This is a genomic window from Coprococcus sp. AF99-45 (assembly GCF_027663865.1).
In the GTDB taxonomy this organism is placed as follows: domain Bacteria; phylum Bacillota; class Clostridia; order Lachnospirales; family Lachnospiraceae; genus Allocoprococcus; species Allocoprococcus comes.
The window spans coordinates 56075-80389 of the sequence record NZ_JAQDGZ010000014.1 but is presented as its reverse complement, the minus strand read 5'-3'; the positions used below and the strand labels follow the sequence as shown (position 1 = coordinate 80389).

Annotated in this window: 23 protein-coding genes and 4 pseudogenes; 10 read left to right on the top strand and 17 right to left on the bottom strand. The window is 47.7% G+C overall.

What is annotated here, in order from left to right; all coding sequences use genetic code 11:
* From PGR14_RS10955 to PGR14_RS10945, 3 genes and pseudogenes are all read left to right on the top strand, one after another.
* Nucleotides 1–558 (top strand): VapE domain-containing protein (locus PGR14_RS10955; RefSeq protein ID WP_270223385.1); only part of this gene is annotated, 558 nt, incomplete at its 5' end.
* Nucleotides 559–799: 241 nt separating this feature from the next.
* Complete coding sequence (locus PGR14_RS10950; protein WP_002595102.1) at nucleotides 800–997, top strand: hypothetical protein; 198 nt, start codon at nucleotides 800–802, stop codon at nucleotides 995–997.
* Nucleotides 998–1348, top strand: a pseudogene (locus PGR14_RS10945) (recombinase family protein); the annotation flags it as partial. It abuts the gene before it with no gap.
* Here PGR14_RS10945 and PGR14_RS10940 read toward each other — a convergent pair.
* The 12 genes and pseudogenes from PGR14_RS10940 to PGR14_RS10885 all read right to left on the bottom strand — a co-directional run.
* A complete protein-coding gene (locus tag PGR14_RS10940) occupies nucleotides 1290–4892 on the bottom strand; it encodes an antirestriction protein ArdA (RefSeq protein ID WP_270223383.1) in 3603 nt (1200 codons plus the stop codon). The pseudogene PGR14_RS10945 and the gene PGR14_RS10940 overlap by 59 nt on opposite strands.
* Before the next feature lie 217 nt (nucleotides 4893–5109).
* Nucleotides 5110–7200: a DNA topoisomerase 3 gene (locus PGR14_RS10935; RefSeq protein WP_118142525.1), complete on the bottom strand. Its 2091-nt coding sequence runs from the start codon at nucleotides 7198–7200 to the stop codon at nucleotides 5110–5112.
* A 15-nt stretch (nucleotides 7201–7215) separates the two neighbouring features.
* Nucleotides 7216–7404 carry a hypothetical protein gene (locus PGR14_RS10930; RefSeq protein ID WP_118142526.1) on the bottom strand — a complete coding sequence of 63 codons (189 nt, stop codon included), beginning with the start codon at nucleotides 7402–7404 and terminating at the stop codon, nucleotides 7216–7218.
* Nucleotides 7401–8129 carry a DUF4366 domain-containing protein gene (locus tag PGR14_RS10925; RefSeq protein WP_181984784.1) on the bottom strand — a complete coding sequence of 243 codons (729 nt, stop codon included), beginning with the start codon at nucleotides 8127–8129 and terminating at the stop codon, nucleotides 7401–7403. The genes PGR14_RS10930 and PGR14_RS10925 overlap by 4 nt, the downstream gene beginning before the upstream one ends.
* The gene (locus PGR14_RS10920; protein WP_118142528.1) at nucleotides 8119–8376 is read right to left on the bottom strand and encodes a DUF4315 family protein; all 258 of its coding nucleotides are present in this window, start codon (nucleotides 8374–8376) and stop codon (nucleotides 8119–8121) included. Before PGR14_RS10920 ends, PGR14_RS10925 begins: the two co-directional genes overlap by 11 nt.
* 31 nt (nucleotides 8377–8407) lie before the next feature.
* Nucleotides 8408–10339: a CHAP domain-containing protein gene (locus PGR14_RS10915; protein ID WP_270223378.1), complete on the bottom strand. Its 1932-nt coding sequence runs from the start codon at nucleotides 10337–10339 to the stop codon at nucleotides 8408–8410.
* 26 nt (nucleotides 10340–10365) lie between these two features.
* Entirely contained in the window at nucleotides 10366–11325 is a 960-nt protein-coding gene (locus PGR14_RS10910; protein WP_118142530.1) for a DNA-methyltransferase, read from the bottom strand.
* On the bottom strand, nucleotides 11322–13751 hold the full coding sequence (locus PGR14_RS10905; protein ID WP_118142531.1) for a VirB4-like conjugal transfer ATPase, CD1110 family: 2430 nt from the start codon (nucleotides 13749–13751) through the stop codon (nucleotides 11322–11324). The genes PGR14_RS10910 and PGR14_RS10905 overlap by 4 nt, the downstream gene beginning before the upstream one ends.
* Nucleotides 13699–14103 carry a PrgI family protein gene (locus PGR14_RS10900; protein WP_044477104.1) on the bottom strand — a complete coding sequence of 135 codons (405 nt, stop codon included), beginning with the start codon at nucleotides 14101–14103 and terminating at the stop codon, nucleotides 13699–13701. Before PGR14_RS10900 ends, PGR14_RS10905 begins: the two co-directional genes overlap by 53 nt.
* 21 nt (nucleotides 14104–14124) lie before the next feature.
* Nucleotides 14125–14994: a VirB6/TrbL-like conjugal transfer protein, CD1112 family gene (locus PGR14_RS10895; protein WP_118101080.1), complete on the bottom strand. Its 870-nt coding sequence runs from the start codon at nucleotides 14992–14994 to the stop codon at nucleotides 14125–14127.
* 18 nt (nucleotides 14995–15012) lie between these two features.
* Nucleotides 15013–15096 (bottom strand): annotated as a pseudogene (locus PGR14_RS10890) (Maff2 family mobile element protein); the annotation flags it as partial.
* A gap of 90 nt (nucleotides 15097–15186) precedes the next feature.
* Nucleotides 15187–16506 (bottom strand): annotated as a pseudogene (locus PGR14_RS10885) (recombinase family protein); the annotation flags it as partial.
* 10 nt (nucleotides 16507–16516) lie between these two features.
* Here PGR14_RS10885 and PGR14_RS10880 point away from each other — a divergent pair.
* The 7 genes from PGR14_RS10880 to PGR14_RS10850 all read left to right on the top strand — a co-directional run bounded on the left by PGR14_RS10880 (nucleotide 16517) and on the right by PGR14_RS10850 (nucleotide 21371).
* A complete protein-coding gene (locus PGR14_RS10880; RefSeq protein ID WP_330663461.1) occupies nucleotides 16517–16861 on the top strand; it encodes an ABC transporter permease in 345 nt (114 codons plus the stop codon).
* 8 nt (nucleotides 16862–16869) lie between these two features.
* Nucleotides 16870–17607, top strand: a complete 738-nt coding sequence (locus tag PGR14_RS10875; RefSeq protein WP_118142518.1) for an ABC transporter permease — start codon at nucleotides 16870–16872, stop codon at nucleotides 17605–17607.
* A 463-nt stretch (nucleotides 17608–18070) separates the two neighbouring features.
* Complete coding sequence (locus PGR14_RS10870; protein ID WP_021421424.1) at nucleotides 18071–18511, top strand: RNA polymerase sigma factor; 441 nt, start codon at nucleotides 18071–18073, stop codon at nucleotides 18509–18511.
* Nucleotides 18492–18752 carry a helix-turn-helix domain-containing protein gene (locus PGR14_RS10865; RefSeq protein WP_005933821.1) on the top strand — a complete coding sequence of 87 codons (261 nt, stop codon included), beginning with the start codon at nucleotides 18492–18494 and terminating at the stop codon, nucleotides 18750–18752. The genes PGR14_RS10870 and PGR14_RS10865 overlap by 20 nt, the downstream gene beginning before the upstream one ends.
* A 432-nt stretch (nucleotides 18753–19184) precedes the next feature.
* A complete protein-coding gene (locus PGR14_RS10860; protein WP_118142516.1) occupies nucleotides 19185–19388 on the top strand; it encodes an excisionase in 204 nt (67 codons plus the stop codon).
* 79 nt (nucleotides 19389–19467) lie between these two features.
* Nucleotides 19468–20661 carry a site-specific integrase gene (locus tag PGR14_RS10855; RefSeq protein ID WP_021361572.1) on the top strand — a complete coding sequence of 398 codons (1194 nt, stop codon included), beginning with the start codon at nucleotides 19468–19470 and terminating at the stop codon, nucleotides 20659–20661.
* 218 nt (nucleotides 20662–20879) lie between these two features.
* Entirely contained in the window at nucleotides 20880–21371 is a 492-nt protein-coding gene (locus PGR14_RS10850) for a GNAT family N-acetyltransferase (protein WP_055249220.1), read from the top strand.
* An 81-nt stretch (nucleotides 21372–21452) separates the two neighbouring features.
* Here the strand turns inward: PGR14_RS10850 and PGR14_RS10845 are convergent.
* The 5 genes and pseudogenes from PGR14_RS10845 to PGR14_RS10825 form a co-directional block, all read right to left on the bottom strand.
* Nucleotides 21453–22340, bottom strand: a pseudogene (locus tag PGR14_RS10845) (dipeptidase); the annotation flags it as partial.
* A 36-nt stretch (nucleotides 22341–22376) separates the two neighbouring features.
* The gene (locus tag PGR14_RS10840) at nucleotides 22377–22538 is read right to left on the bottom strand and encodes a response regulator (RefSeq protein WP_156330657.1); all 162 of its coding nucleotides are present in this window, start codon (nucleotides 22536–22538) and stop codon (nucleotides 22377–22379) included.
* 61 nt (nucleotides 22539–22599) lie between these two features.
* Complete coding sequence (locus PGR14_RS10835; RefSeq protein WP_055249217.1) at nucleotides 22600–22833, bottom strand: thioredoxin family protein; 234 nt, start codon at nucleotides 22831–22833, stop codon at nucleotides 22600–22602.
* A 15-nt stretch (nucleotides 22834–22848) separates the two neighbouring features.
* On the bottom strand, nucleotides 22849–23781 hold the full coding sequence (locus PGR14_RS10830; RefSeq protein WP_055249214.1) for a CobW family GTP-binding protein: 933 nt from the start codon (nucleotides 23779–23781) through the stop codon (nucleotides 22849–22851).
* On the bottom strand, nucleotides 23778–24116 hold the full coding sequence (locus PGR14_RS10825; RefSeq protein ID WP_055249212.1) for an ArsR/SmtB family transcription factor: 339 nt from the start codon (nucleotides 24114–24116) through the stop codon (nucleotides 23778–23780). The genes PGR14_RS10830 and PGR14_RS10825 overlap by 4 nt, the downstream gene beginning before the upstream one ends.
* Nucleotides 24117–24315 lie beyond the last annotated feature (199 nt).

Below are 24315 nucleotides of genomic sequence, written 5' to 3'. Positions count from 1 at the left end.
ACTTCCAACGCCCTTGACTTTCTCCCCCTTGACCGTTCCGGCAACCGCCGATTTATCCCGGTCATGGTGTACCCGGAGCAAGCCGAGGTTCACATTTTGGAGGACGAAGCCGCTTCCAGAGCCTATATCAGCCAGATGTGGGCGGAAGCAATGGAGATTTACCGAAGCGGCAGGTACAAGCTGTCATTCAGCCCAGCCATGCAGCGGTATCTCAAAGAACACCAGCGGGATTTTATGCCGGAGGACACCAAAGCCGGGATGATACAGGCTTACCTTGATAAGTACACCGGGGAAACGGTCTGTTCCAAGCAGCTCTACAAGGAAGCCTTAAACCACACCTTTGATGAGCCGAAGCAATGGGAAATCCGGGAAATCAACGAGATAATGAACCAGTGCATTACCGGGTGGAACTACTTTTCCAATCCGAGGATGTTTGCGGAATACGGCAGACAAAAGGGCTGGGAGCGTGAAATCCCGGCAACGGACACCGACAACCCGCCCGAAAAATCTATGGACGGTTTTGTGGAGGTCACGGAGCAGATGGAGCTTCCATTCTGAAAATGACAGCCCGTTGCCGACTTCGTTGCTATCCCGTTGCCGAGCCGGTTGCCGGGGAAAAACCCATAACTGCGGGCTTTTCTCCCCTATGACGACCAAAACAACAGAAAAATAAAAGAAAAGTATAAATAGTAATCAACGCCAGATTGAGATTGTTTGCAAGGTCTTTTGAAGCCCGTTGCCGGACTTCGTTGCCGACACCCTCTGTCTGGCTATGTTCATGTATGGAGGATAACTGCCTATGGCAAAAAACAAAACAGAGATTCATGTGACCACTGTATTTGACGGGGAGCTGGACGCCACCGATGTGTTCGTCAGCCTGATTTCCCAGAAATACGGCAAGACAAATACAAAAGAATATCTTGCTAAAAAGAAAGAATTGAAGTATAATGAAGATGAGGTTCAAAAGAGCCGGATACCGTCTGGATTGTGTGGGTAAATGGCTATGATGAACGAAATGGAATACAGAACAATCGGTTCAGCACTTGCCGGGGGCTATCGTGCGGCGGTCTATTGCAGGCTGTCAAAGGACGATGACCTGCAAGGCGAAAGTGCCAGTATCGCAAACCAGCGTGATATGCTGGAAAAATACTGCGAAAAGCAGGGATGGGAGGTTGTGGCAGTCTATCAGGACGATGGCTTCACAGGTCTTAATATGGAGCGTCCTGATTTACAGAGAATGTTGAGAGCCATTGAGCGCAGGCAAATCAACCTTGTCATCACGAAAGACCTCAGCCGACTGGGGCGTAACTATTTGCAAACAGGGCATTTGATTGAGGACTTTTTCCCAAGCTGTCTACATAGTGGGCGGTGTCCTGCCCGTTCTGATGAAGCACCACCACGTCGGAAACGGAAAGGCTGTGTCCCTTAAAATCTTTCGGGTGGTCGATATTAAAGCGGGTGTAAATATCTTCAAGGGAAGTCCCCGGCGTAAGAGGTGCGGAATAGACAAGCGCATAGTTTTTCGGGTCTACCCGCTGTCCTGTGGTAGTCAGACGGTCATAAGGTTCAAAGCGCAAGTCCCTTGTTTCGTTCCCGTCTTTTATCTGATAAATGGAAAAGGTGTCTTTGTCCTGTGGGGCTTCCTGTTCCTGTGCAGCTACCTTTTGCTGCCGGATATGCGCCCGCTGTAACTCGGTAGGCTTTTCCCCGGTAAGAGGTGCAATCGCCTTGACATAATCAGCCGCATAGTAGGCGTTACTGGTAAGCTGCCGCTGCCATGCCCCTGCTTTTGGCGACCAACGGAAGCCATTACTTTTTAAGGCTTCCCGCGTGGCTTCGTCCGGCTTATCCTCAAAGAAGATTTGCAGGCGGTTCGCTTCGGTGTTTGCTTCCACCTTGCCGCCGTCAAATTCCCAACCCACAAAACCGATTTCTTTTTGCTGTGAAAGGGATTTGATACGGTCTTTCACGCGCCGGATTTCTGCGCTGTTGTTGGATAACGCCCAAGTCGCAAAGGGCTTGTCCTCCAAATGCCAACTGCTCGACATGTCTGATTTCAGTTTTTCAAGCTGTTCCGGCGGTAAATGCGGGCAGCCGTCAAGGGTCTTATGTTTGCGGTAATAGGCGTTTACGGCTTTCATGGTTTCCTGCGATTTTTCAAGGCTTTCCAGTTTCTTTTCCAACTTCTGTACTGCCTGCGGGTCGTCTGCGCTGATACCGCCCATGCCGGTGCTGCGGATTTTATCAAGAAGTCCTTGTATGTCCTGCCATTCCCGGTAATTGCTGCCGCGGGCTGCGTTCTGCTTTTCTTTCTTCCTTGTGGGGAAGTTAGAGCCGCCTGCAATGAGGATAGAGGGAACACGCGCGTCAATCTCATAGCCTTTGTTCATGTTCGCCGCCAGTTTTCGGGCGTAAGTGTCAAGCAGGCTGTCGATTTTCTCATGGTACATCGGGTCTACCCGGCGTTTCTGCTGTTCTGCAAGCTGTACGGCTTCATCTACATAATGCCTGTATTCCGCTGTTACGCTGCCTTGCTTATAATCGGAAAAGCTGTTTGCGTCCTTTGCACGTTTGGCGGCAGCTTCGTTGATTGTGTAATAAGGTGCGGCGGGTGCAGCCTGTTCCGGCTGTGTGGGCTGTGGTGCTTCGCTGCTTGCGCCTGTATCAGCTTCCGGCTCTGTCTGTGCTTCTTTTTCCAGTGCCGGGGCTGTTTCTTCGGGAAGCTCCGGCGCGGCGGTTTCTTCTTCGGGCTGTTTGGCGGTTTCCTGTGCGGGCTGTGCCTGTTCGGTGGTCTGTTCCTTATCCTGTGCCTTTTGGATTTCTGCAAAATGTCCGTCTATGGTATCAATCAGCTTTGCGGCAGTGCTGCGGATTGTTTCAAGAGAGCCTTTCAGTTCTGCAAGTTCTTTTCCGCTGCTCCACCCGGCAATATACCCAAAAGAATAGTCCGACGTATCAAGCCCGTAATGTTGGCAGACAGCATAGGCGACGCTTTCTGCCTGTACCTCGCGGGTGCGGCGGTCGGGGCGTTCCGACGCGTCTTTGTCTATGTCATGGAGCGTCGCATGGGCGATTTCATGGATTGCAGTCTTGATGTTCTGCAATTCGTCCATTCCCTCGTTGATGAGAATACGCTTTTCCTCATAATTACAGCGTCCTTTTGCGCCGCCGCTTAGGGCTTCAAATCCCATAGCAAAGGGGGAAGTCTTTTCAAGGGCAGCGAAAAAATCCCTGTATTGTTCCACGTTGCCCGTCAGCTCATAAGTAAGGGCAGGAAGCTCCTTTCCCTCGGTCTGTGAAATATCAAAGACAGATACCACACGAAAAGCGGGTATCTTGATTTCCTTTTCCTCGGTAACAGGCTTCCCGTCCTTATCGAAAACAGGCTTTTGGGTGTCCGGGTCTATTTTTTCCACCTGTTTCTTGACGGTAAACGGGGACGGTGCAAGTATCTTGATAGCTTTTTCTCCGGGCTTTACATGGCGGTCAAATTCCTTTTCCCATTGCTTATAGCCTTTTACAAGATTGCCGCCCTGCATGGCGATAAGGATTGTATTGTTAAGGCTGTAATCATGGAATTTTGACATGGTACGCAGATAATCGGCGTAACGGTCGCTTTCATATAGTCCTAAAATCCCCTGTTCCAGTCGGTCGGTAATCTCTTTCATTTTGTCAGCGGGCTTTTCAGAAGATAGGATAATCGGGAGAACCGGGGGTTGCTCTGCGGCGGTGGTCGGTATAGCTGCGGAAGCGTCAAGGTCTGCCTGTTCCTTTTCCTGTACTGGCGGCTGCGGCGTTACCCGGTATTCCTCCGGCACGTCGCGCCCGTCGTACCATTGTGTAAAGGTGTTGCGGTTGTTATAGATATAGCCCTGCTCGGTAAATCTGCCCCCGTCATTGATAGCAGCGTCCCGCCCATATTCCTCATACATGAAATAATTTTTTGCTTCTTCCAGTAGCTCCAACTCGTCCAGTTCTTCAATCAGATAATGCCCGTAATCTTCCTCGCTCTGTACGGACGGGTAAAGCCAGTAACAGTCAAGGTTTTGTGCAAGGTTGATGATGTCCTGCAAATCCCTTGTATGGTCGCCGTATGTGATAGCCGCAGCAAATTTTTTCCGGTCGTCGTCAAACTGCATTTTCAAAAGCTCGCCTAAATAGTTCAGCTCGTCAAGGCTTTCAAGCTCGGTCAGTTTTCCTGCCAGTCCCGCAATAGAGGACTGGTATTCTGTGATGTGCAGCTCCCCGTAGTTTTTGCCGTCAATCCCGATACGGTCAAAGACTTCTTTCAAATGTTTAGCAGTCGTGGGGAATGATACCCATTCGCCCGCAGGTCTGCCCTCGGTGTACTTTCCAAGATTAGAAAGATACCCGCTTAAAATCGTTTCTGCCATGCGTTCACTCCTTTCTTTCTCAATCATGCGGTGCATAAGTTCGTAGTCCTCCATGCTCATGCTCCCGTCAAATAGATAGGGGTCGGGTTCTTCGCCGTCCCGGTAGCCTTTTTCAGAGAAAGGCAGCCCCGCAGCGTGGGCGGCGGCTCTTGCTTCCTCGATAAGCTCCGGCGGCAGCCTGTCGTCGTGGGCTTCGATAAATTCCTCGATATTGCTATATCCGTTTTCGTAATGGTGGCGCACTCCTGCGGTCAGCTCGTCAAGGCTCATATCCTCGCCAAGATAGCCGGAATAATAGCCGTTTACCACAACGGCGGCAGGGTCAGCCTGCTTGATTTCCTCCATGCGGCTTCTGTCCTCCGGGTAAAGGTAGTCGCCCATTTCAAGGGAAAAATGCTCGGCGTTCCAAGAACGTCCCGTTTTCCAAAACGCCACCCAAGCGATACCGTCCCGTAATTCTTCTTGATAGTCCTTTACGGTGTCCCGTAAACTTTCCATGTGTAACCTCCTTTCCAAACGGCAGCGCGGACGCTGCATTTTCCGGTTTCATCATTCAGTACCCCGCGCCCGCGTTTTTGCCAAAAATTTTAGATATTTTTTCAAGATTTCAGAGGGTTTGGGACACTTCCCAACAAGCAAAAATCCCCGCCGTTCTCGGTAGAGAAAGCAGGGATTTTACGGAAAAGGGTACTCTTTTCCTATGCTTGCTATTCAGTTATTTTTTCTTCGGAAGCTCCACCCGGTAGTTGACGTATTTCCCGCCCGTATCAGCTAATACGATAGTTCCGTCGTAGGTTTTGCCCGTCTTTGGGGAATAGAGCTTCTTCACGTTTACTTTGCCGGATTTTAAGAGCGCGGCGGCAATCTTCGTGGTAAAGGCTACTTTTCGTTCTTCAAAGAAACGGTCATTTTTCCACATGGTAAAGATACATTCTTTATTGCTGCAATAGTAGTTTTTCTTTCCCTCATAGACAGGAGAACCGCAGCGGGGGCAGCTTCCCAACGCTTCCCGTTCCGGCTTGAACATCTGCGCTTTATCATCAGAAAGAAACGGATAGGTCTTTACCAGTTCTCGCGCCATATCCTCGATACCCTCCATAAATGCGGCGGGGTTTGCCTTGCCTTTTGCAATCTGCGTCAGATTGTTTTCCCATTCTGCGGTAAGCTGCGGGCTTGTCAAAGTGTCCGGTAGGACGCACACAAGGTTGATACCGTCTTTTGTGGGAAGTAGCTGCTTGCCTTTTCGCTCCACAAAACCGCCCTTTACCAGTTTTTCAATGACGGCGGCGCGGGTGGCGGGAGTTCCAAGCCCTTTGCGTTCTGCGTCCGGGTCGGTGTCCTCGCTTCCGGCGTGCTCCATAGCAGAGAGCAGCGACGCTTCGTTGTGAGGTTTTGGCGGTGTTGTGTCATGCTCCGTTACCTTTGCCGCCGGTTTTTCAAAGGTCTGTCCCTCGGTAAATGGCGGCAGGGTCTTTTCTGTGTCGCTGTCTGCGTCGTCCGTTTCGGGCTTGTTCTTTAAGGCTGCCCTGTATTTTCGGTCAATCTCTTTCCAACCCTCACAAAGAATGGTCTTGCCCCTTGCGGTAAAGGACTGTCCGGCACATTCAAAAACTGCTGTAACCGCTTCAAAGGTATGCGGTACAGCGGTCGCCGTGAGCAGACGCGCCCCGGCAAGGGTAAGGATATTCCTTTCACTTTCCGGCAGCGCAGCAAGGTCGGTCTTTGCAAGCTCCATAGTCGGTATAATAGCATGGTGGTCTGATACCTTTTTACTGTTCAGAACCTTTCCAAGCTCCGGCGTGAAGTCTTTTCCCGCCATAAAAGAAAATTTCCTATAAAGCAGCTTGATAATGCCCGCCGCTGTGTCGCCCATGTCGTCGGTCAGAAATACGCTGTCTGTTCTCGGATAAGTAAGAAGTCTTTTTTCATACAGGGCTTGTGCAAGGTCAAGGGTCTGCTTTGCGGTATAACCGAACAGGCGGTTTGCTTCCCTTTGTAAAGAAGTAAGGTCAAAGAGCTTCGGCGGGGCTGCGGTCTTTTTCTCTTTCACAAGGGAAGTACAGACTGCCCGCAACGCTTCGCAAGCAGCTTTCAGCCTGTCAGCTTCGGAACGGTCAGACAGTTTTTCACTTGCAGCTTCCGCGCCGGATAAGGCAAGGCGCACATGGTAGTATTTTTCTTTCTTAAATGTGGTAATCGCTGCGTCCCGGTCAACAAGCATTTTTAAGGTCGGGGTCTGTACGCGTCCCACGTTCAAGGTATGATTGTAAAGGACAGAGAAAAGGCGGGTGGCGTTGATACCGATAAGCCAGTCAGCCTTTGCCCTGCACAATGCGGAAGCAAAGAGCGCGTCGTATTCTTCGCCGTTCTTCAGACGGGAAAAGCCCTCTTTGATTGCGCTGTCCTCCATAGAAGAAATCCAAAGGCGGCGCATAGGTTTCTTGCAGCCCGCCATTTCATAGACAAAACGGAAAATGAGTTCTCCCTCACGCCCTGCGTCGCAGGCATTGACGACTTCGGAAACATCTGCCCGGTGCATAAGCTCTTTTAGGGTCTTGAATTGTTTTTCTTTGTCAGAAGCAACGGTGTACTTCCATTCCTGCGGTAAAATCGGTAAGCTGTCATAGCTCCACTTTTTATACTGTTCCCCGTAGGCGGCAGCTTCGGAAAGCCCTACCAAATGTCCCACGCACCAAGAAACGATATAGCCGCTTCCTGTGAGAAATCCGTCTTTCTTTTCCTTTGCCCCAAGTACGGCAGCGATTGTCTGCGCCACACTGGGCTTTTCTGCGATAACTAAAATCAATGATAAATCCTCCTTTCAGCGTTCCGGCTCGGCTTCTTTTTTCTTCTGTACCTGTTTCAGACAGTACCCCACACAAGTGGACTGTCCCTTGTAAGGGCAGGAAGCGCAAGCCGGGGGATAAGGAACAGGCGGCGCATTATCACGCCGCCCGTCCGGTTTCTGTATCATCATCTTTTCAAAGGGATTGTCGGTAAACAGGGTCATAGGGTTTCTTCCTCCGTTTCTTCATCTTCGGGAGTTTCCCCGGTATCTGTTTCCGGCTCGTCCTCGTCGTAATCCTCAAATTCAAAATCTTCAAGGTCAGTGTTCCCTTTCACGTTCTGCTTCGGTTTTAGAAACTTAAAGTAGTAGAACGCTGCGCCGCCACCAAGCAGGGCAAAGAGGACTAAGGCAAGCACCACACCGGGATTGCCGCCTTTTTCTTTCGGTTCTTCCGACTGCTCTGTTGGTGTTGGGGTGGGTTCTTTGCCTGTGCAGCCTGTCATACTGGTAACACATACCGGGCAGGACGTGTTTACCTTTCCGGCTTCGCATTTTTCCGTACAGTTACAGATTTCCGGCTTTTTGGCAGCTTCACCGTTTTCGGTCAGTGCCATAAGGTCGGCTTCGTCCACTTGATTTAGGAAATGTACGGTCTGTTCGCCCTCGGCGGCGCGGTCAATGAGGATATAGAAATAGTTGCCGCTTTTGGTGGTAACAGTGATAAGCTGCTTATTGCCGCCGTAATCGTCAACCAGTGTTGCGTTTCCCTTTGGGGTAAGGGGCGGCGTTTCCTCTTTTTCCTCCACAACTACGTTGCTGTCGTTGGTCGCGTCCCCTGCGGGCTGCTCTGTGGCTGCGCCCTGTGCATAGGCAGGGACAGAAAAACCGCCCATAAGGATAAGGGCGGCACAAAGGGCAGTCATGGTCTTTTTCAGTTTATTCTTCATCTGCATTTTCCTCCTGTTCGTTTTCTCCTGCGGGTGCGGCAGTCATGCCGGGAATACCGCCGCCGGACAGCATAGCGTTCAGTTCCTGCGGGGTCAGACGCATAGCTCGTACAAGCTGTACGATTTCAAGGTTTTCCGCTTCGGTTTTCTGCGCTTCCAGTCCTTTTAACTTGTTCTGATACTCTGTGATTTTCTCGCGGGTCTTTGCGATTTCCTTATTGATACGGTCGATTTTATTGTTTGCCATAGGTCATTTCTCCTTTCTTTTTGGGGCTGCTTTACCAGTTCATCAGCCCGTAGCCTTTGATACATTGATAGTTAAGGTCATAGCTCTTTATCTTGCAGGCGTCGCCGGAATTGCCCTCAACGGTATAGACGCGGCTTTCGTCCCTGCCAAGCACAAGCCCCACATGGTCGGCAACGCCGTCTAAATCCCAATCGAAAAAGATTGCGTCGCCCGGTGCAATATTCTCATAGCCGCGTGCGCCCCATTGTCCCCTTGACTGAAACCAAGGGACACCCTGCCATTCGCAGCCCGCAAATCGGGGTTCGCTTTTTCCGGCTTGATTGTAGCACCATGATACAAAACAGGCACACCATTCCACGCGGCTGTTAAAGCCGTACCAAGACCAGTAAGGGTATCCGCCCACATTTCCGACTTGCTGTTTTGCAAGCTCCATAAGCTCTTGATTTCCGGGGCGCGTACCGTTTACAAACTCCACGCCGCTTAAATCCTCGGACGGGCTTCCGTCGGGAGAACCGCCGCCAAAAATCAGCGGTTTGTTGCCGCTTGTTTCCAAGTACACATGGAACATTTCAAGCTGCTGTGGCGTAAGAAGTTCCTCTGCAAGCTCGGAAATCGGCTTGTTTGTCAGTTTCACATTCAAGATGTAATACTCATAAGGGACTTCCTCGGTGGTGGTTTCCCCGGTTTCCGGGTCGGTGCTTGTTTCGGTGCGGTAGCGTATTTCCACTTCCTCGGTCAGCGTCAAGGTGTATTGCATGGCAAAGATACGTTCAAGCTCTGCCTGTGCGCTCTGCGGGGTGTAGCTCTGCAAGAAGGCGGTCAAGTAAGACGCTAATTCGTGGGGGTTATGCCCGATACTGTCAAGGTCATAGCGGTATTCATCATAGCCGGGGTGGGTGCTTTCGATAGCGTCAATCTCACTTTGCAGCCCGTTTTCCAATGCGGCATAGTTGTTTTCAACTGCCACAAGGTCGCTGTCCTCGGACGTGTAGGAAGTCCCTAACACGCTGTTCATGCTGCCGGAAAACATTGCCCCGCAAGAGGAAAGCCCTACGGATACCATGATGAACAGAAGCAGCGCGGCGATAGCGATTATCACGCCTGCCGGGTGTCGTCCTGCAAAGGCAGCCGCTTTCTTTGCCGCTGTTTGGGACGCTCCGGCGGCAGCTTTGGCGGTGGCTGCACCGCCTTTCTTTGCCGCCTTTGCATACTGGCGTTTTATCTGCTGTTTCTGCATGAAACGGGAAAGAGGGTTAGAAGTAAACTGCGGGTTGTCGTGCAGGGTCTTGTGATACTGGAAGTTGACGTTTGCCTTAAATGCTGCCTTTTCTGCCTTTGCTGCTTCCCGGTAGGTTTTGAGCTTATGGCTGCGGTAGCCCTGTTTTAATTTCCTCACCCCGTATTTCGCGCCGCGCTCGGCAAGTTCCTCTGATTTATGCGCCCCCTCAACGCCGGAATTGTCCTTTTCAACGGAATGTATCTTGTTGTGGACGAAAATACCCGCTCCCTGCGCGGGGCGGGATAACGGGTTCCTGTGGGCTTTGCCGCCGGGTATGGGCTTTTCCTGTTCTTCAAAGCGTAAGCGGGTCTTTGCCTTGCCTGCGGCTTCATCAAAGGTGCGCTCCTTAACCAGATTCTTTTGCTTCGGGATTGCTGTCTTTACTGCGTCCAGTCGGTCAGCGGCGTTTTCCGATTTTTTGATGTAAGTTTCCAGTTCCGGCGTTGCCCGTTCCTCGTCGGTAAACTGTAAGCGGGAAGTGGAAGTACGCAAAGCAGTAGCTTCCTGCTCTTTTTTGACTGCCTTTTTGTTTGTTTTTCGGGTATGTGCTGCGTCAAGATGTTCTATGGCGCGTTCCGCTGCGGCACTGTCCGGCTTTGAAAAGTCGCTGTCTGCTTCCCGGCTGCTGATACGCTCGGCGGTCTGCTGTGTTTCGTTTACCTCAATAAGCCCGTCGCGGGTCATTTTCTGTGTGATTTTATCGCGTGGTTTTAACTGCTTGATAGTCCTGCACCTCCAATCCGCGCCCTCGCAAGGGCGCAATACTCTGCATTTAATTCAATCCCGATATAATGGCGGTCAAGGCTTTTTGCTGCAAATCCTGTGGTGCCGCTTCCAAAAAACGGGTCTATGACAATCCCGCCTTTGGGGCAGCCTGCCAAGATACAGGTTTCCGCTAATTTTGGGGGAAAAGCTGCAAAATGCGCCCCTTTATATGGGACAGTGTTAATCAGCCACACGTCCCGCTTGTTCCGCGTGGTCGGCATGAGCGCGTCGTCATAGTAGCCGCCGTCCCGCGGTCGGTTTAGTCCCTGCACCTTTCCTTGTCCGGGTATTTCCAGTGTGTATTTGCTGTTGGTGCTGCGCGCTCTGCGATACCGTTCTGCGGTAGTAGGTGCTAAGGGTTCTGCAATGGCGGCAGCGTCATAGTAATATTTCTTTTCCTTTGAAAGCAGGAAGATATGTTCATAGCAGCGGGTCGGGCGGTCTTTGCAGCTTTCCGGCATAGGATTTTGTTTCTGCCATATAATATCGCTGCGCAGATACCACCCCTGTTCCCGCAGGGAAAACGCCAGGAGCCAGGGAATACCGATTAAGTCCTTTTGCTTGCAGCCGGTAACGCGGCTGTTCCTTGCAATCCGCTGTCCGGTGCGCCCCTTTGGGTTTTTCGGGTCAGCATAGCCGCCTTTATTTCCTGTACCGCAATAGGTGTCTGCGATATTCAGCCATAACGTACCGTCCTTTCTAAGCACCCGGTAAAGCTCGCCAAAAACAGCGGTCAGCCTATCAATATACTGTTCCGGCGTGTCCTCCTGTCCGATTTGTGCGTCAAGCCCATAGTCCCGCAGCGCAAAGTAGGGCGGGCTTGTAACGCAGCAATGGACGCTTTCACTGGGTAATTCCTGCAAAGCACAAAGCGCGTCCCGGTTGATAATCACGTCTGTTTTCATAGGCTGCTCACTTCCTCCGGCTTCGTCGTCATAATGCGGTAAAGCTCGGTATCTTTCGGGAAATGGTCTACAAAAGGCAGCACCACATTTCCGTAAAAGATAAGTCCCTCGCCCGCTTCGGTGTGGGTAACGTATTTCATCTGCTGTGGGCTGATATTTAGCTGCTTTGCAAGGATAGCCCGGTCGCCCTGTGCCTGATTGAGCATAAGGACAAAATCAGAGTTTTCAAAGATATTTTCCACCTCGCGGCTTGCCAAAAGGTCTTTGATGTTCTGCGTGATTGCTGTGGGTATGCCGCCCCATTTACGGAAACGCTTCCAAATCTCCACGCTGTACGCGGCGGTCTGTTCCTCTTTTAAGAGCAGATGAAATTCGTCCATATAGTAGCGGGTAGATTTTTTCTCTGCCCGGTTAATGGTAACGCGGTTCCATATCTGGTCTTGCACAATGAGCATACCTAACTTTTTGAGCTGTTTTCCAAGCTGCTTAATATCAAAGCAGACAAGGCGGTTAGAAAGCTCCACATTCGTTCTGTGGTTGAATACATTAAGGCTGCCGGAAACATACAGCTCCAATGCTGCCGCAATGCGGGCAGCTTCCGGCTCCGGCTGCTTTAACAGTTCGTCGTAAAGGTCGCCCAAGATAGGCATTTTCTCCGGTACAGGGTCAGCAAGATAGTCCCGGTACACATTCCTTACGGCGCGGTCAATGACGGTCTTATCAACAGGCTGCAAGCCCTCCTTGCCGCCAATGACAAGCTCGCAGAGGGAAAGGATAAAATCACTTTTCAGTGCAAGGGGGCTGTCGTCCTCGCTGTAATTGAGGTTCATATCCATAGGGTTCACATACTGGGGCGTACCGTCCATGCCTTTCCCTGTCGGGGATAACCGTATCACTTGCCCGCCAAGCCGCTTTACAAGGGCAAAATATTCCGCTTCCGGGTCGCAGATAAAAATATCGTCGTCAGTAATGAGAAAGGCATTTGTGATTTCCCGCTTTGCTGCAAAGGATTTTCCACTGCCCGGTGTTCCCAAGATAAGCCCATTCGGGTTTTTAAGCTGTTTACGGTCGCAGAGTATCATGTTGTTTGACAGGGCATTTAAGCCATAATACAGGGCAGCCCCGGTCTGAAATAGCTCCTGCGTGATGAACGGGATAAAAATAGCGGTGCTGCTCGTCGTCAACCCTCTCTGAATAGGGATAAGGTTCTCGCCCAAAGGGATAGAGGACATTAGCCCCGCTTCCTGCTGATAGTCAAGACGGGTCAAGGCGCAGTTGTATTTCTGTGCAATGCCCGCCGCCGCGAAAATGTCATTTTCCAGTTTCCGTTTCGTGTCTGCCATGTTTACCACAAGGAACGTAAGGAGAAACATTCGCTCGTTTCGGCTCTGTAAATCCTGCAACAAGTTCTTTGCTTCATTCCCAAAAGTAGCAAGGTCAGACGGGATTATATCCATGTCATAGCCGCTTCTAACCGCTTTTTTCTGTTCCTCAATCTTCATCTTGTCAAGGTCTGTGATTTTGCGCTTAATGGTCTTGATTGCTTCCGACTGGTCGATACTTTTAATGTGGAGATTGACAATAACCCCTGTTTCCAAGTCCAACATATCCGCTAAGATACGGTCGTTCAGCTCCGGGGCAAGGATTTCAAGGAACGACACCGCCCCCGTCTTTTTCCCCATAGCAAAGTAGCGTCCCTCCCCAAACTTGAAAGAGGACGGGGCGATAAAGTCCTTTGTGGTAAGCCCTGTCGGGGTCAGCCAGTCATAGGAGAATGAGAACGGCTCGCCTGCCGGGTGGAATACCCCATGCAGCACCTTTAAGCGTTCATAGCCGGATAAGGGGTGCGCCGATACGCCAAGCACCTTGAAATTGTTGAGTACGTCCGTTTCGATACGGGAAAGCCGCGCCCTTGCCGCCGCCGGATTGTCCGCTTCAATGGAAAACGTGATGTACTTGTGCTTTACAAGCCCGTTGTTCCCTTTGGCAAGCTGCATTTTCAGCATATCGGAATACTCGGTGCGGATAGAGTTAAAATCGTCATTTTGCGGCGGGATATGGATTGCCCGCGCTGCCTGTTCCTGCTGTGAGCCTTGATTGATAAAAGAAAGCTGCACGTTCACGCTCGCGTCAAAGTAGTTGAGAAAATCGCACCAGTTTTCAAAAATGGCGGTCTTATCGTCTGCCTGTGCAAGCTGATAGTTAATGTCCTCAAAAGCAATGCTCTTTGAATATTTCCGCTGCGCCACTTTGCAGATACCGTCCGGGTACATGGCAAGGTAGGGAATGGTCTGCTGTGCGGTGTGGGCTTTGCCGTCCCCCTTTGCCTGCCGGATAACCGCCGCTATCTGTTTCTTTTCCACGCGGGTCAGCTTACGCCTGTTTCCTGCGGCTTCCCGCGTCTTTTTTGTCTGTCCTTTTGACAATCGCTGATACCTCCTTTTCTAATGCCCGCTGTTTCTCCAAGAGTGCATATAGGTTTTCTGTCTGATATGGTCGCACTTTGGGGCGGGTAAATTTTGTCTGAATGATGTTCTTTATTACCACTTCAAGGGGCTGCCCATGCTTTTCATACATGGCAACCAAGAAGCAGGGAAGCATGACGACAATCATTACCATTGCCGCAAGGCTCGTCCCTGCGCTGTCTTTGAGCAAAAAGAAAAGTGGCAGTCCTATAAGAAGTGCCACTGAAAAACAAAGGATTTGCCGCTTTGTCAGATTGAAAGCGACTTTTGTTTTGACTTTGGAAAGGTCTTTGGGTACAGGTACATACGCCAAGAAAAAACCTCCTTTCTGCCCTTAGTGGGCGTTGAATATGGATTTTGCCAGTGCGCCGGATTTGAACAGGGAGAAACAGAGGATAACGGTATAGGCTGCAAGGGAAAAAATCGCGCTGTGCAGATTGTCCGCTAAGACCATTTCGCCTACCAAAACTGCGTAAATGCCGACGCATATCATAATGAGGAAGCCTTGAAAACCAAGTGCAAACAGCCCCTTTAGGTAGTTGTTCCCAATCTGTCCCCATTCTCGGTTTGTCATGGTGGCAAAAGGGATAGGGGAAACGGAACAGTAGGCGTATATCTCAATCATTCTGCCGTAGAGGATAACGGTTATCAGTACGGACATGATTTTCATACAAAGGCTTACAAGGCTCGTTTCCATAACAAGTAACAGTAGTTCGGGGATTTCCATATCTTTTAGTCCCTCCTGCATGGCGGCAAGGGCTTCGGTTACGTCGATATTCGTATCGCCGCCGATGACCCCTGCCGCGCCGGACACAATATGCTGCGCCATATCAAACACCGCCATAGTAATATCAAAGGTATGTGTTACCAGGAAAACGGCAACAAAGGCTTTGAAAAACCACTTAAAAAATAGGAATGTGTCAACGTCGTGCATATTGTTTTTTTCCGTTACCATGCTGATAAGCTCATAACAGAGGACATAGGTAATGACAAGCCCCGCAATGGGTACAATCACATTTTCCGACAGATTTTGTATCATGCTGAAAATGTTTGCGTTCCACCCCTGCGGGGTCTTGCCTACCTCCGCTGCAATGGTGCCTACTTTTTCGTTTACGTCCCCGAACATAGTTGACAGATTACCGTTTATCGCGCCGATAAGGATTTCCTTTATCCATTCGTTAATCGCGTCAAGTATGCTCTCCATAGGCTACCCTCCGTAAACTTATCCGAACAGACCGGAAAGCAGAGGTACAAGGATAGTGCCGATAAGGGCAACACCGCCGCCCGCCATAAGCTGTTTTATCCCCAATTAGGTGTAAAACTCTGCTCGATGGCGGGCGGCGGCGTACAAAAAATCTATATGGTGTTTTTAAGAGAACCGTCCCGGCGGGACAGGTCAGGCAGTGACCTGTTCCACCTCCGGGATGGGTTTGAGATTAAAATGAATTTCGATAGAAATGTGTCTTGTTTTATCTTCGTCAATGCGCTCATGCACGACGATTTCTTTGATTAAGCGGTTGAGGGTGGCTGCGTCCAGCTCTGTGATGTTGGCGTATTCCTGAATGGCTTCCACCCATTGTTTTGCGTCATTGGCAAGCTGGACTTCATCGGACAGCCGCTTTCTGCCCTCGGACACTTTTGTTTTAAGTTCCGTCTGCTCGGTCTGTGTCTTTTCCAGCATGGTGTTGAAGTTCTGCTCACTGATACGCCCTGCAATCATATCCTCATAAAGCCGCATGACCATTTTGTCCAGAACCTCAATCCGTTCCTCGTCCCTTGTAAGGGAGCGTTCCATTGCTTCCCGCTGTTCCCGCTGCTCGGCTTCACAGGTATTGGTCAGGCGGTCAGCAACCGCTTCCCCGTCCATCAGGGCAGCTCTGGCACATTCCCGGATTTTCCGCAGCACATGACTGTAAAGGGTGTCATAATCAATCCGGTGCTGGGTGCAGTGGTTCTTTCCAAAGGCATTGTAGGTCTTGCAGGAGTAAATCTGCTGGGGATGTTTTGCGTTTGTGTAGCGTACCGTCAGAGACTTCCCACACTCGCCGCATTTTATCAGTCCGGCAAACAGGCTGATTTCATTGGTCTGCCCCGGACGCTGGCGGGATTTCAGCTTGTTCTGCACAATGTCAAAGCTCATGCGGTCAATCAGCGGTTCATGCTGTCCTTCCCCTACAATCCAGTTCTCCGGCTTCTTTTCCCCAATCGTGCCGATTTTGAAACGGTAGTCCTTTTTCTGGGAAGCAATCGCCCCAGTGTAAACGGGATTCATCAAAAGGTCTTTGATAACGGAGAAGTCCCACATATACCGCCCGTTTTCCGGGTCTTTCTTTTCCCATTTGGTGCGGGTATTGCGAAGCCCCCGTTCCCGGTTCCACCATGTGGGGCAGGGGATTTTTTCTTCCTCCAGCCGTCTGCGGATATAGTTCGGACCATGACCGTTTAGGGCATATCCGAAAATCAGCCGCACAATCGGGGCGGTTTCCTCGTCAATGAGCAGATGGTTTTTGTCCTCCGGGTCTTTCCGATACCCAAACGGGGCAAGACACCCGGTAAACTGTCCTTTCTGCGCTTTCAGAAGATAAGAGGAATGGACTTTCTTGGAAATATCCTTGCTGTACATCTCGTTCAGGATATTCTTGAACGGGGCAATGTCGTTGTTATCCCGTAAGGTGTCGATACCGTCATTCATGGCGATATAGCGGACACCGTTTCTTCCCGGTTATATAACCTTTGAATGGAATAGTATCAGTTATCTATTTAAGAAATGTATTGAAATCGCCATACTTACCGCATTTTCCATATTACCACTTTTAGCGGTTGCAGCTGCCGGGAAGAACTATATACTTCCTGTATGTGTGACACTGGTTTACACCTTTCTTAGCTTTATTTTGCTTATGGTTAATATGTACCTACACCCTCTATCCAGTGCAACAGCAATTATCATGCGAGATATTCCCGGTGTTATTTTGGCACAGGAAGTCAATATTCCGGCTGCACTTTTTTGTATCGGTATATGGACTATTGTTTCTATCGTATTTGCGTACATTTCCTTAAAGCATAGAAAGTGAGTGATTGAATGATGAAAGAATTGATTTGGGCAGAACATCAAAAACTCCGACGTTCAAAAATTGTGTTGGTCGCCATATTCGCAGTTATTATGGTTGCAATTATTGTTTTTACTCAAGGGCAGTTTTCTTTTGGGGAAAAACGCTATATAGATGACGCAGGGTGGTTTATGAACGCAGCACAGTCTTTAGCAACTTTTTTTGTTCTTCCTGCGGTTATTGCACTTTTTGGGAGCTATATGATTTGTCGTGAGGAACAAGAAGATACTATTAAATCATTACGTTTAATTCCTATAAGTGAAGCTAAAATGACGATTGCAAAATTACTTATTACTTTTGCATTTAGCGTACTCTTTTATTTGCTGCTTTTCGGCATTACATTTTTAGTTGAAGTTATTTTGCATTTTAGGGGCTTGTCTATCAAAATGATTTTAAGTTTTTTCAAAATCTATTTACTTGACGGCATTGGAATTTTCTTTGCTATTGCACCTGTTATTGCGGTTGTATCAAGAATAAAGAAAGGCTATTGGCTTGCTTTGATTTTTACAGTAATTTATTCTTTTGCAGGATTATTCACAAGTATATCCGATGTTCTTTCGGCTTGCTATCCTATTACTGCTACATTCAATATTTCCGGCTATTATTCTGCCACCTTTGGAGAAATCATTATTAGCCTTATGAGTTTGTTCTTTTGTGGATTGTTTTCTGTCTTGATTTTAACATCTAAAAAAACAATCAAAAATAAGTAATGATACAACCAACATCTGCCGGACGACGGCAAAGAAAAAAAGCCGTCGCAGAGCAGCCATATTTTCACGCGCCTATTCTATTTCGGCGGCTTTGATTTTCAGAGCCGCCGTTTCTTTTTGTCTGTACGACGACCCTTAACCATGTAGACATGGCGGCTTTAGGAGGTAGCCGCCATGAGTTATAAACCACATCAACAAATTCTTACATTCTTTGATTTATCAAAAAAAGCCCGACCGCCACCGGGGATATTCCTACCCTTAGATATGAACTATTAAATCATCTAAATACTTTTTATTGTTCCTATGCGCCTGTCCGCGTTTTTTTGCGGACGGGCGCATTTTGTATGCTTAAAAAAATTTTTGAAAAAATTTCCGAAAATATTTGGCATTTTTTCAAGGCTCCGTATTACCCCGCGAAAAGGGGGAAGCACCACCAACTTTCAACAAGAAAGGAGGTGAGAATGTGGAACCTAATAGCAGGGAGTTTTATAAGCAATGTTCTTTTCAGAAGTATTGCAATGCGGTATTGCACAATGAAGCGTGCGACGCTCATAGAGAGCTTCGTACACATAAGGCAAAGGAAGTAACCTTTTCCGACATGACCTTAGATGAAGCGCGACAGCTACATACCTTTGATGAATATTTCAAACGGGAAACTGCTGAAACCGTCTTTGAAAAAGCCGGAAAGAAAATCACGCCGAAGCTGCTTCTTGAAGCAATCCGTACTTTGCCGGAAGAAAAGCGCAAAGCCATATTGCTGTATTATTTCGAGGGAATGAGCGATACAGAAATTGCAGAGTTGCTCAATACACCGAGAAGCACAATACAGTACAGACGGACAAGCTCTTTTGAACAATTAAGAAAATATTTGGAGGAAAATGCTGATGAATGGGACGAATGGTAATCAACCCGGCTACCCGGAAAATGCCCTTGTTCCTTATCCTGTCATTGTGGCAGCGACAAAGGGCGACCCGGACGCTATGAAAATGGTCTTGCAGCATTTCAGCGGTTACATAGCCCGTTTATCCATGCGAAAGTTATATGACGAGCGTGGAAATGTTTATTTTGGTATAGACAACGACATTCGGGAACGGCTGCAAGCCAAACTGATGATGGCTGTCCTCAATTTTAGAACAGAGAAATAACCGCAATCGGCAGTGGAACGTCTTTACTCCCCCTTTTCCGTTCCGCTGCTAATGCGGCAGCACAGCCATTTTGAACCTTGACAAAGAAAGCGGCGCAAGAAAACGGCGGCGCAGCATAAGGCAAATCGGATACGTTCCTTTTGTGCCGAGCCATACGGCGGGTGCGCCATGACCTTTCTCCTACGGGAAAAGCGAGCGAACAACACCACCGCTGCAAAGCAAGTGTAGCAACTTGCGGGCGATAACGCACAGAATACATAATGATACTTCCTTACAGCCATAGTCCGAGCGTTAGAAGCGTCGCAGGCAATGGGTAGGGCTTCGGCAGACCGCCGGAGGGGTGCAAGTCCCATGAGGTTACGCTAATAGCCGTCCGATTAAAGCCTATGTTACAAATTGACTTTTGACCCATTAAGAAAGGGGGACGACAAATTGAACAATAACGACGTGCCGATTTGGGAAAAGTACACGCTTACCATAGAAGAAGCAGCAAAATATTTCCGTATCGGAGAAAGCAAGCTGCGGAAACTGGCAGAAGAAAATCCCGTCCCGGACTGGGTAATGATGAACGGAAACCGTATTCAGATTAAGCGTAAGCAGTTTGAAAAAATGATTGATATGGTGGACGCAATCTGATAGTGAAATCGAGCCTTGAATGTGGTACAATGTAGTCAAGCATATCAAGGCTCTTTCCATTATGGAAAGGAGCATAACGATGTCGGAAAAAAGACGGGATAATAAAAATCGTATTCTCCGCACCGGAGAGAGCCAGAGAAAAGACGGGAGATATGCCTACAAATATATAGATACCTTTGGAAAACCGCAGTTTGTGTATTCTTGGAAGTTAGTACCTACGGACAAAACCCCGGCAGGAAAACGCGACGATATAGCGTTGAGGGAAAAAGAGAAAGAAATCCAAAAAGACCTTGACGACGGTATCGACCATATCGGAAAGAAAATGACGGTCTGCCAACTCTACGCAAAGCAGATACGCCACCGGGCAAATGTGCGGCATGGTACAAAGCAGGGGCGAAAACAGCTCATGCGGATTTTGCAGGAGGATAAACTTGGAGCCTGCCGGATTGAAAATGTGAAGCTCTCCGACGCAAAGGAATGGGCGTTACGCATGAAAGAAAAAGGTTACGGCTTCAAAACTATCAATAACCACAAGCGTTCCTTAAAGGCTGCTTTTTACACAGCTATACAGGACGATTGTATTCGTAAAAATCCGTTTGACTTCCAGTTGAACACAGTCCTTGAAGATGATACGGAACCAAAGGAACCTCTATCCCCTACGCAGGAAGCGGCTTTTCTGTCCTTTGTGCAGCATGATAAAGTCTATCAGAAATACTACGACGAGATTATCATACTGTTAGGGACAGGACTTCGCATTTCGGAACTCTGCGGACTGACGGAAGCTGACATTGACTTAGACAAACAGCTTATCAATGTAGACCACCAACTTTTGAAGATTGCAGACGTGGGCTACTATGTGGAAACGCCTAAGACGAAAAGCGGCAACCGGGTTATTCCTATGAGTGAAAAAGTGTTGGAAGCATTTCAACGGGTGCTGAACAAACGGAAATATGCACAGCCTGTTATTTTGGAGGGCTACACAAAGTTTCTGTTCCTTAACCGGAACGGCTTGCCAAAAGTGGCAGTCAACTATGAAAGTATGTTTCGGGGGCTTGTAAGGAAATACAACAAAACGCAAAAGGTAGCATTGCCAAAGGTAATGACACCGCATACCTTACGCCACACATTCTGCACCACGTTAGCAAATGCAGGAATGAACCCAAAGGCATTACAGTACATTATGGGACATTCTAATATCAACATGACACTGAACTATTACGCGCATACGACTTCCGAAACGTCGATAACAGAAATGAAGCGGCTGATTGCATAAGTAGTAAACGGAGAATTTACTACTCCACATACTACTTTTGAACACCAAAACATACGGGGATATAAGAAGATTTGAGAATATCTTCCATAACGAAAAATGCCGGAAAAGCCTGTAACAATAGGCTATACCGGCATATAAGAACTTTTAAAAAGATAGTCAAAAATTACTTTGTGATTTGCTATAATTTCAAGAGGAAATAGAAAAGGAGATTTTATAATATGAATATTCAGATCAGAGCTTATCAGAGTAAAGACGCTGCCCTTGCAGCACAGATATGGAATGAGGTTGTCGCTGATGGAAATGCATTTCCACAGGATACTGAAATGACAGCTGACGCGGCTAACCATTTTTTCCTGGAACAGACTTATACCGGTATTGCGGAAGATACCGAAACCCATGAAATCCTTGGACTTTATATCCTGCATCCAAATAATGTTGGAAGATGTGGTCACATCTGTAATGCCAGCTATGCTGTCCGGAAAAATATCCGCGGGCTGTATATCGGTGAAAAGCTGGTTCTTGACTGTCTGAAAATGGCAAAAGAAAAACAATTTCGTATTCTGCAGTTTAACGCAGTTGTTGCTACCAACACCCACGCACTGCATCTTTATGAACGAATTGGGTTTAAAAAACTTGGCACAATTCCGGGAGGTTTCCGGATGCCGGATGGCACTTATGAAGACATTATCCCGCATTACTACCTTCTCTAAATGCCTCACCCTCTCCTCCATAACGGAGGGCGGGCGCATTCAGCTTTCGCCAAATGCGCCCTGTATTTATGATCAAACTATTTACAAAATATCTTTATAGAGACGGAGAACATTCTGATAAAAAATCTTTTCTATTTCCGATTCCTTAAGTCCTGCTTCCCGCAATGCTTTTTTCAGAAGTGGCAGATCCTCCGGTGAAGCAATTTCCAACTCTCCATCAATTCCATCAAAATCCGATCCAAGACCAATACAATCAATTCCGGCAAGATCCCTGATGTAAAGAACATGTTTTACCATATCTTCAATCCGACTTACCTCTTCTTCGCCTTCTTCCCAGTCCCTCAGGAAAGAAGAACTGTAATTGATACCAATCACACCGCCTCTTTCGTCAATTGCCTGTATCAAATCATCATTCAGATTTCGTGGATGTCCACACACTTTTTTCGCATTGGAATGACTAGCCACAAACGGTTTGGATGTATGCTCTAACACATCCCTGATTCCAGCGTCATTCAGATGTGACACATCGATGATAATTCCCAGACGTTCCATCTCTTTTACAAATGCAATTCCAGTTTCTGTCAGTCCGTATTCGTCTCCGTCAAAAAGAGTTCCCTTAAGATTTCCTTCTGTTACCTTTGCCGGAAATCCCAGCTCATTCGGGAAGTTCCATGTCAGAGTCATCATCCGGACACCCAGCCGGTAAAAGTCTCTCAGAAGCCGGATATTTCCCATGCATACGCCGCCTTCTTCCAGTGTTAAAAGCGCTGACATCTTTCCATTTTTCATGTTATCTTCTATTTCCTGATAACTTTTTACAAATGAAATTCTGTCTTTGTTCTTTTCCATCTCATTATAGAAAACATCCAAAAGACGCATCCCATATGCAAATGGATTATCTACCGTTATTTGAATGAACTCAAAAACAATCCAAACGAATAAAAAAAGAGATAGATATGATCCGCTTTTTGCTTCTGATCAATATCTATCTCTTTTTTTCAATTTTTATCTGCAATACTGGTAAATCAAAGCCATTACATCTTCCATATTCAGCGGCTTGGTCAGATGTTCATTCATTCCCACCACATGACTCTGACTGATATCATCAATAAATGCATTCGTCGTCATTGCAAATATCGGTATTGCCTGCGCATCTTCTCTGTTCATTTCCCGAATACATCATCCTCGTCGTCTCAGCTTCCTGTGTAAATGTCGAGCCTTAAAACTTTTATTTTTTTAATATTTTCATCATATGCTTCTTTGAAGGAACCTGCCCTGCAACCACCAGTTTCCCATCAATCATAACCGATGGAGCCGTCATCACACCCAGTTTTACAATCTCAACCAGATCTGTCACTCTCTCAATCTCCGTATCAATTCCAAGTTCCTCCAGACATTCTTTCACAACCGCATTCGTCTTATCACAGTTCTCGCAGCCGCTTCCAATTACTTTTATATTCATATCCCGCCTCCAGATTTAATTGTTCAGTTTCATAGGAAGTCCCACACATTCCTCCCACGCCGCCGCGATTTCTCGGATCAGTGCGATTCCGATTTTGGAAATAAAGACAAGCTGAGACTTCGGCTGTGGTTCGTAAGGCGCATAATCCCGTTTCTTTCCGACTACATCAACTTTTTCCCATCCTTCTTTTTCCACTTTAAAGAAACCCTTCACACGGAATACATCCGGTTCAATCCTTGCAAGAAAGGCTTCCAGCTTTTCCTTCTGGATCTCTCCCGTAAAATCCATGGAAAATGTTTTTGGTTTATTTTTCGATGAATTCGTAGTATCCTCACATTCTGCCCATTTATACAGCATCAGATCCATATCATAAAACGAACGGTCAATATTTCCATTCGCACTCTCTGTAATTGGGCATACCGGATTAATTTCACGCACTTTGTCTTTCACCTGTTCAATCTGCTCACTGTCCACCAGATCAACCTTTGTCAGAACCGCAAGATTGCAGTGTTTAAGCTGACGATCAATTGTCTCTGAATCCCCGATCTGATCCAGAAAATTATAACAGTCCACCAGGCAAATGCATCCTCTGAAATCATATGCCCCAGGCGCCATTACTTCTGTGGCTGCAAGAATTTCTTCTGCATTAGACGGGTCCCCGAATCCAGAACTTTCCACAAACACATATTCCAGACCTTTCTGTGCCATCTGCGTCAGTGCATCCACAAAGGATAAACGAAGGCAACTGCAAAAAATAGAGCCTCTGTTCAATTCTATCATCTGGATATCATTATTCTGAAGCACCGTTCCGTCAATGCTGATCTTTCCCAGTTCATTCTGTATTACCCCAACCTTTGTTCCTTCCATGTTTTCCAGCAGATTTCTCAAGATTGTCGTTTTCCCAGCTCCTAAGAACCCTGTCAGAAAATATAATTTAATTTTACTCATGATTCATTTTCTCCTTTTTCCGTACTACAATTGCAATTTAAAAGTCCTGCATAATCTCCCGGAATCATCAGATGCCCCACTGTCTTATAAACCTCATTCATTACGTCTATGTCCAGAGAATACTGCATCCATTTTCCTTCTTTGCGCGCCTTTACAATTCCCAGATCACACATCAGCTTCATATCATGTGATAAAGTCGGCTGTGTGATATGAAATTCTTCCAGAATCTTACATGCGCATAATTCTCCTTCGGATAGCATGTCGATGATCTTCAGACGTTTCGGATCCGACATCACTTTAAATATACGGGCATATTTTTCATAATCTATCTGCATTTTTTGTCACCTCGGGTAATGTACTACTTTGCTCCACTACTTTTGATAATATTACGGATTGCCCCGCAGCGTAGCTGCTCTCGCAATCCTCCGTCCATTCGGAATCCGCTGATTTACTTCGTAAATCGCTCCTTCCTCATGTCCGGCGGGTAGCAAATTCATATACCTTTTCGTGCAAGCACGAACGGCATATGAGTTT

Coding starts and splice junctions, on each gene's coding strand:
- PGR14_RS10865 (WP_005933821.1), top strand. CDS start 18,492: ATGAATGGGACGAATGGTAATCAACCCGGCTACCCGGAAAATGCCCTT.
- PGR14_RS10915 (WP_270223378.1), bottom strand. CDS start 10,339: ATGACCCGCGACGGGCTTATTGAGGTAAACGAAACACAGCAGACCGCC.
- PGR14_RS10835 (WP_055249217.1), bottom strand. CDS start 22,833: ATGAATATAAAAGTAATTGGAAGCGGCTGCGAGAACTGTGATAAGACG.
- PGR14_RS10875 (WP_118142518.1), top strand. CDS start 16,870: ATGATGAAAGAATTGATTTGGGCAGAACATCAAAAACTCCGACGTTCA.
- PGR14_RS10920 (WP_118142528.1), bottom strand. CDS start 8,376: ATGGCAAACAATAAAATCGACCGTATCAATAAGGAAATCGCAAAGACC.
- PGR14_RS10925 (WP_181984784.1), bottom strand. CDS start 8,129: ATGAAGAATAAACTGAAAAAGACCATGACTGCCCTTTGTGCCGCCCTT.
- PGR14_RS10825 (WP_055249212.1), bottom strand. CDS start 24,116: ATGCAGATAGATTATGAAAAATATGCCCGTATATTTAAAGTGATGTCG.
- PGR14_RS10940 (WP_270223383.1), bottom strand. CDS start 4,892: ATGGAAAGTTTACGGGACACCGTAAAGGACTATCAAGAAGAATTACGG.
- PGR14_RS10910 (WP_118142530.1), bottom strand. CDS start 11,325: ATGAAAACAGACGTGATTATCAACCGGGACGCGCTTTGTGCTTTGCAG.
- PGR14_RS10895 (WP_118101080.1), bottom strand. CDS start 14,994: ATGGAGAGCATACTTGACGCGATTAACGAATGGATAAAGGAAATCCTT.
- PGR14_RS10840 (WP_156330657.1), bottom strand. CDS start 22,538: ATGAACAGAGAAGATGCGCAGGCAATACCGATATTTGCAATGACGACG.
- PGR14_RS10950 (WP_002595102.1), top strand. CDS start 800: ATGGCAAAAAACAAAACAGAGATTCATGTGACCACTGTATTTGACGGG.
- PGR14_RS10850 (WP_055249220.1), top strand. CDS start 20,880: ATGAATATTCAGATCAGAGCTTATCAGAGTAAAGACGCTGCCCTTGCA.
- PGR14_RS10830 (WP_055249214.1), bottom strand. CDS start 23,781: ATGAGTAAAATTAAATTATATTTTCTGACAGGGTTCTTAGGAGCTGGG.
- PGR14_RS10930 (WP_118142526.1), bottom strand. CDS start 7,404: ATGACCCTGTTTACCGACAATCCCTTTGAAAAGATGATGATACAGAAA.
- PGR14_RS10855 (WP_021361572.1), top strand. CDS start 19,468: ATGTCGGAAAAAAGACGGGATAATAAAAATCGTATTCTCCGCACCGGA.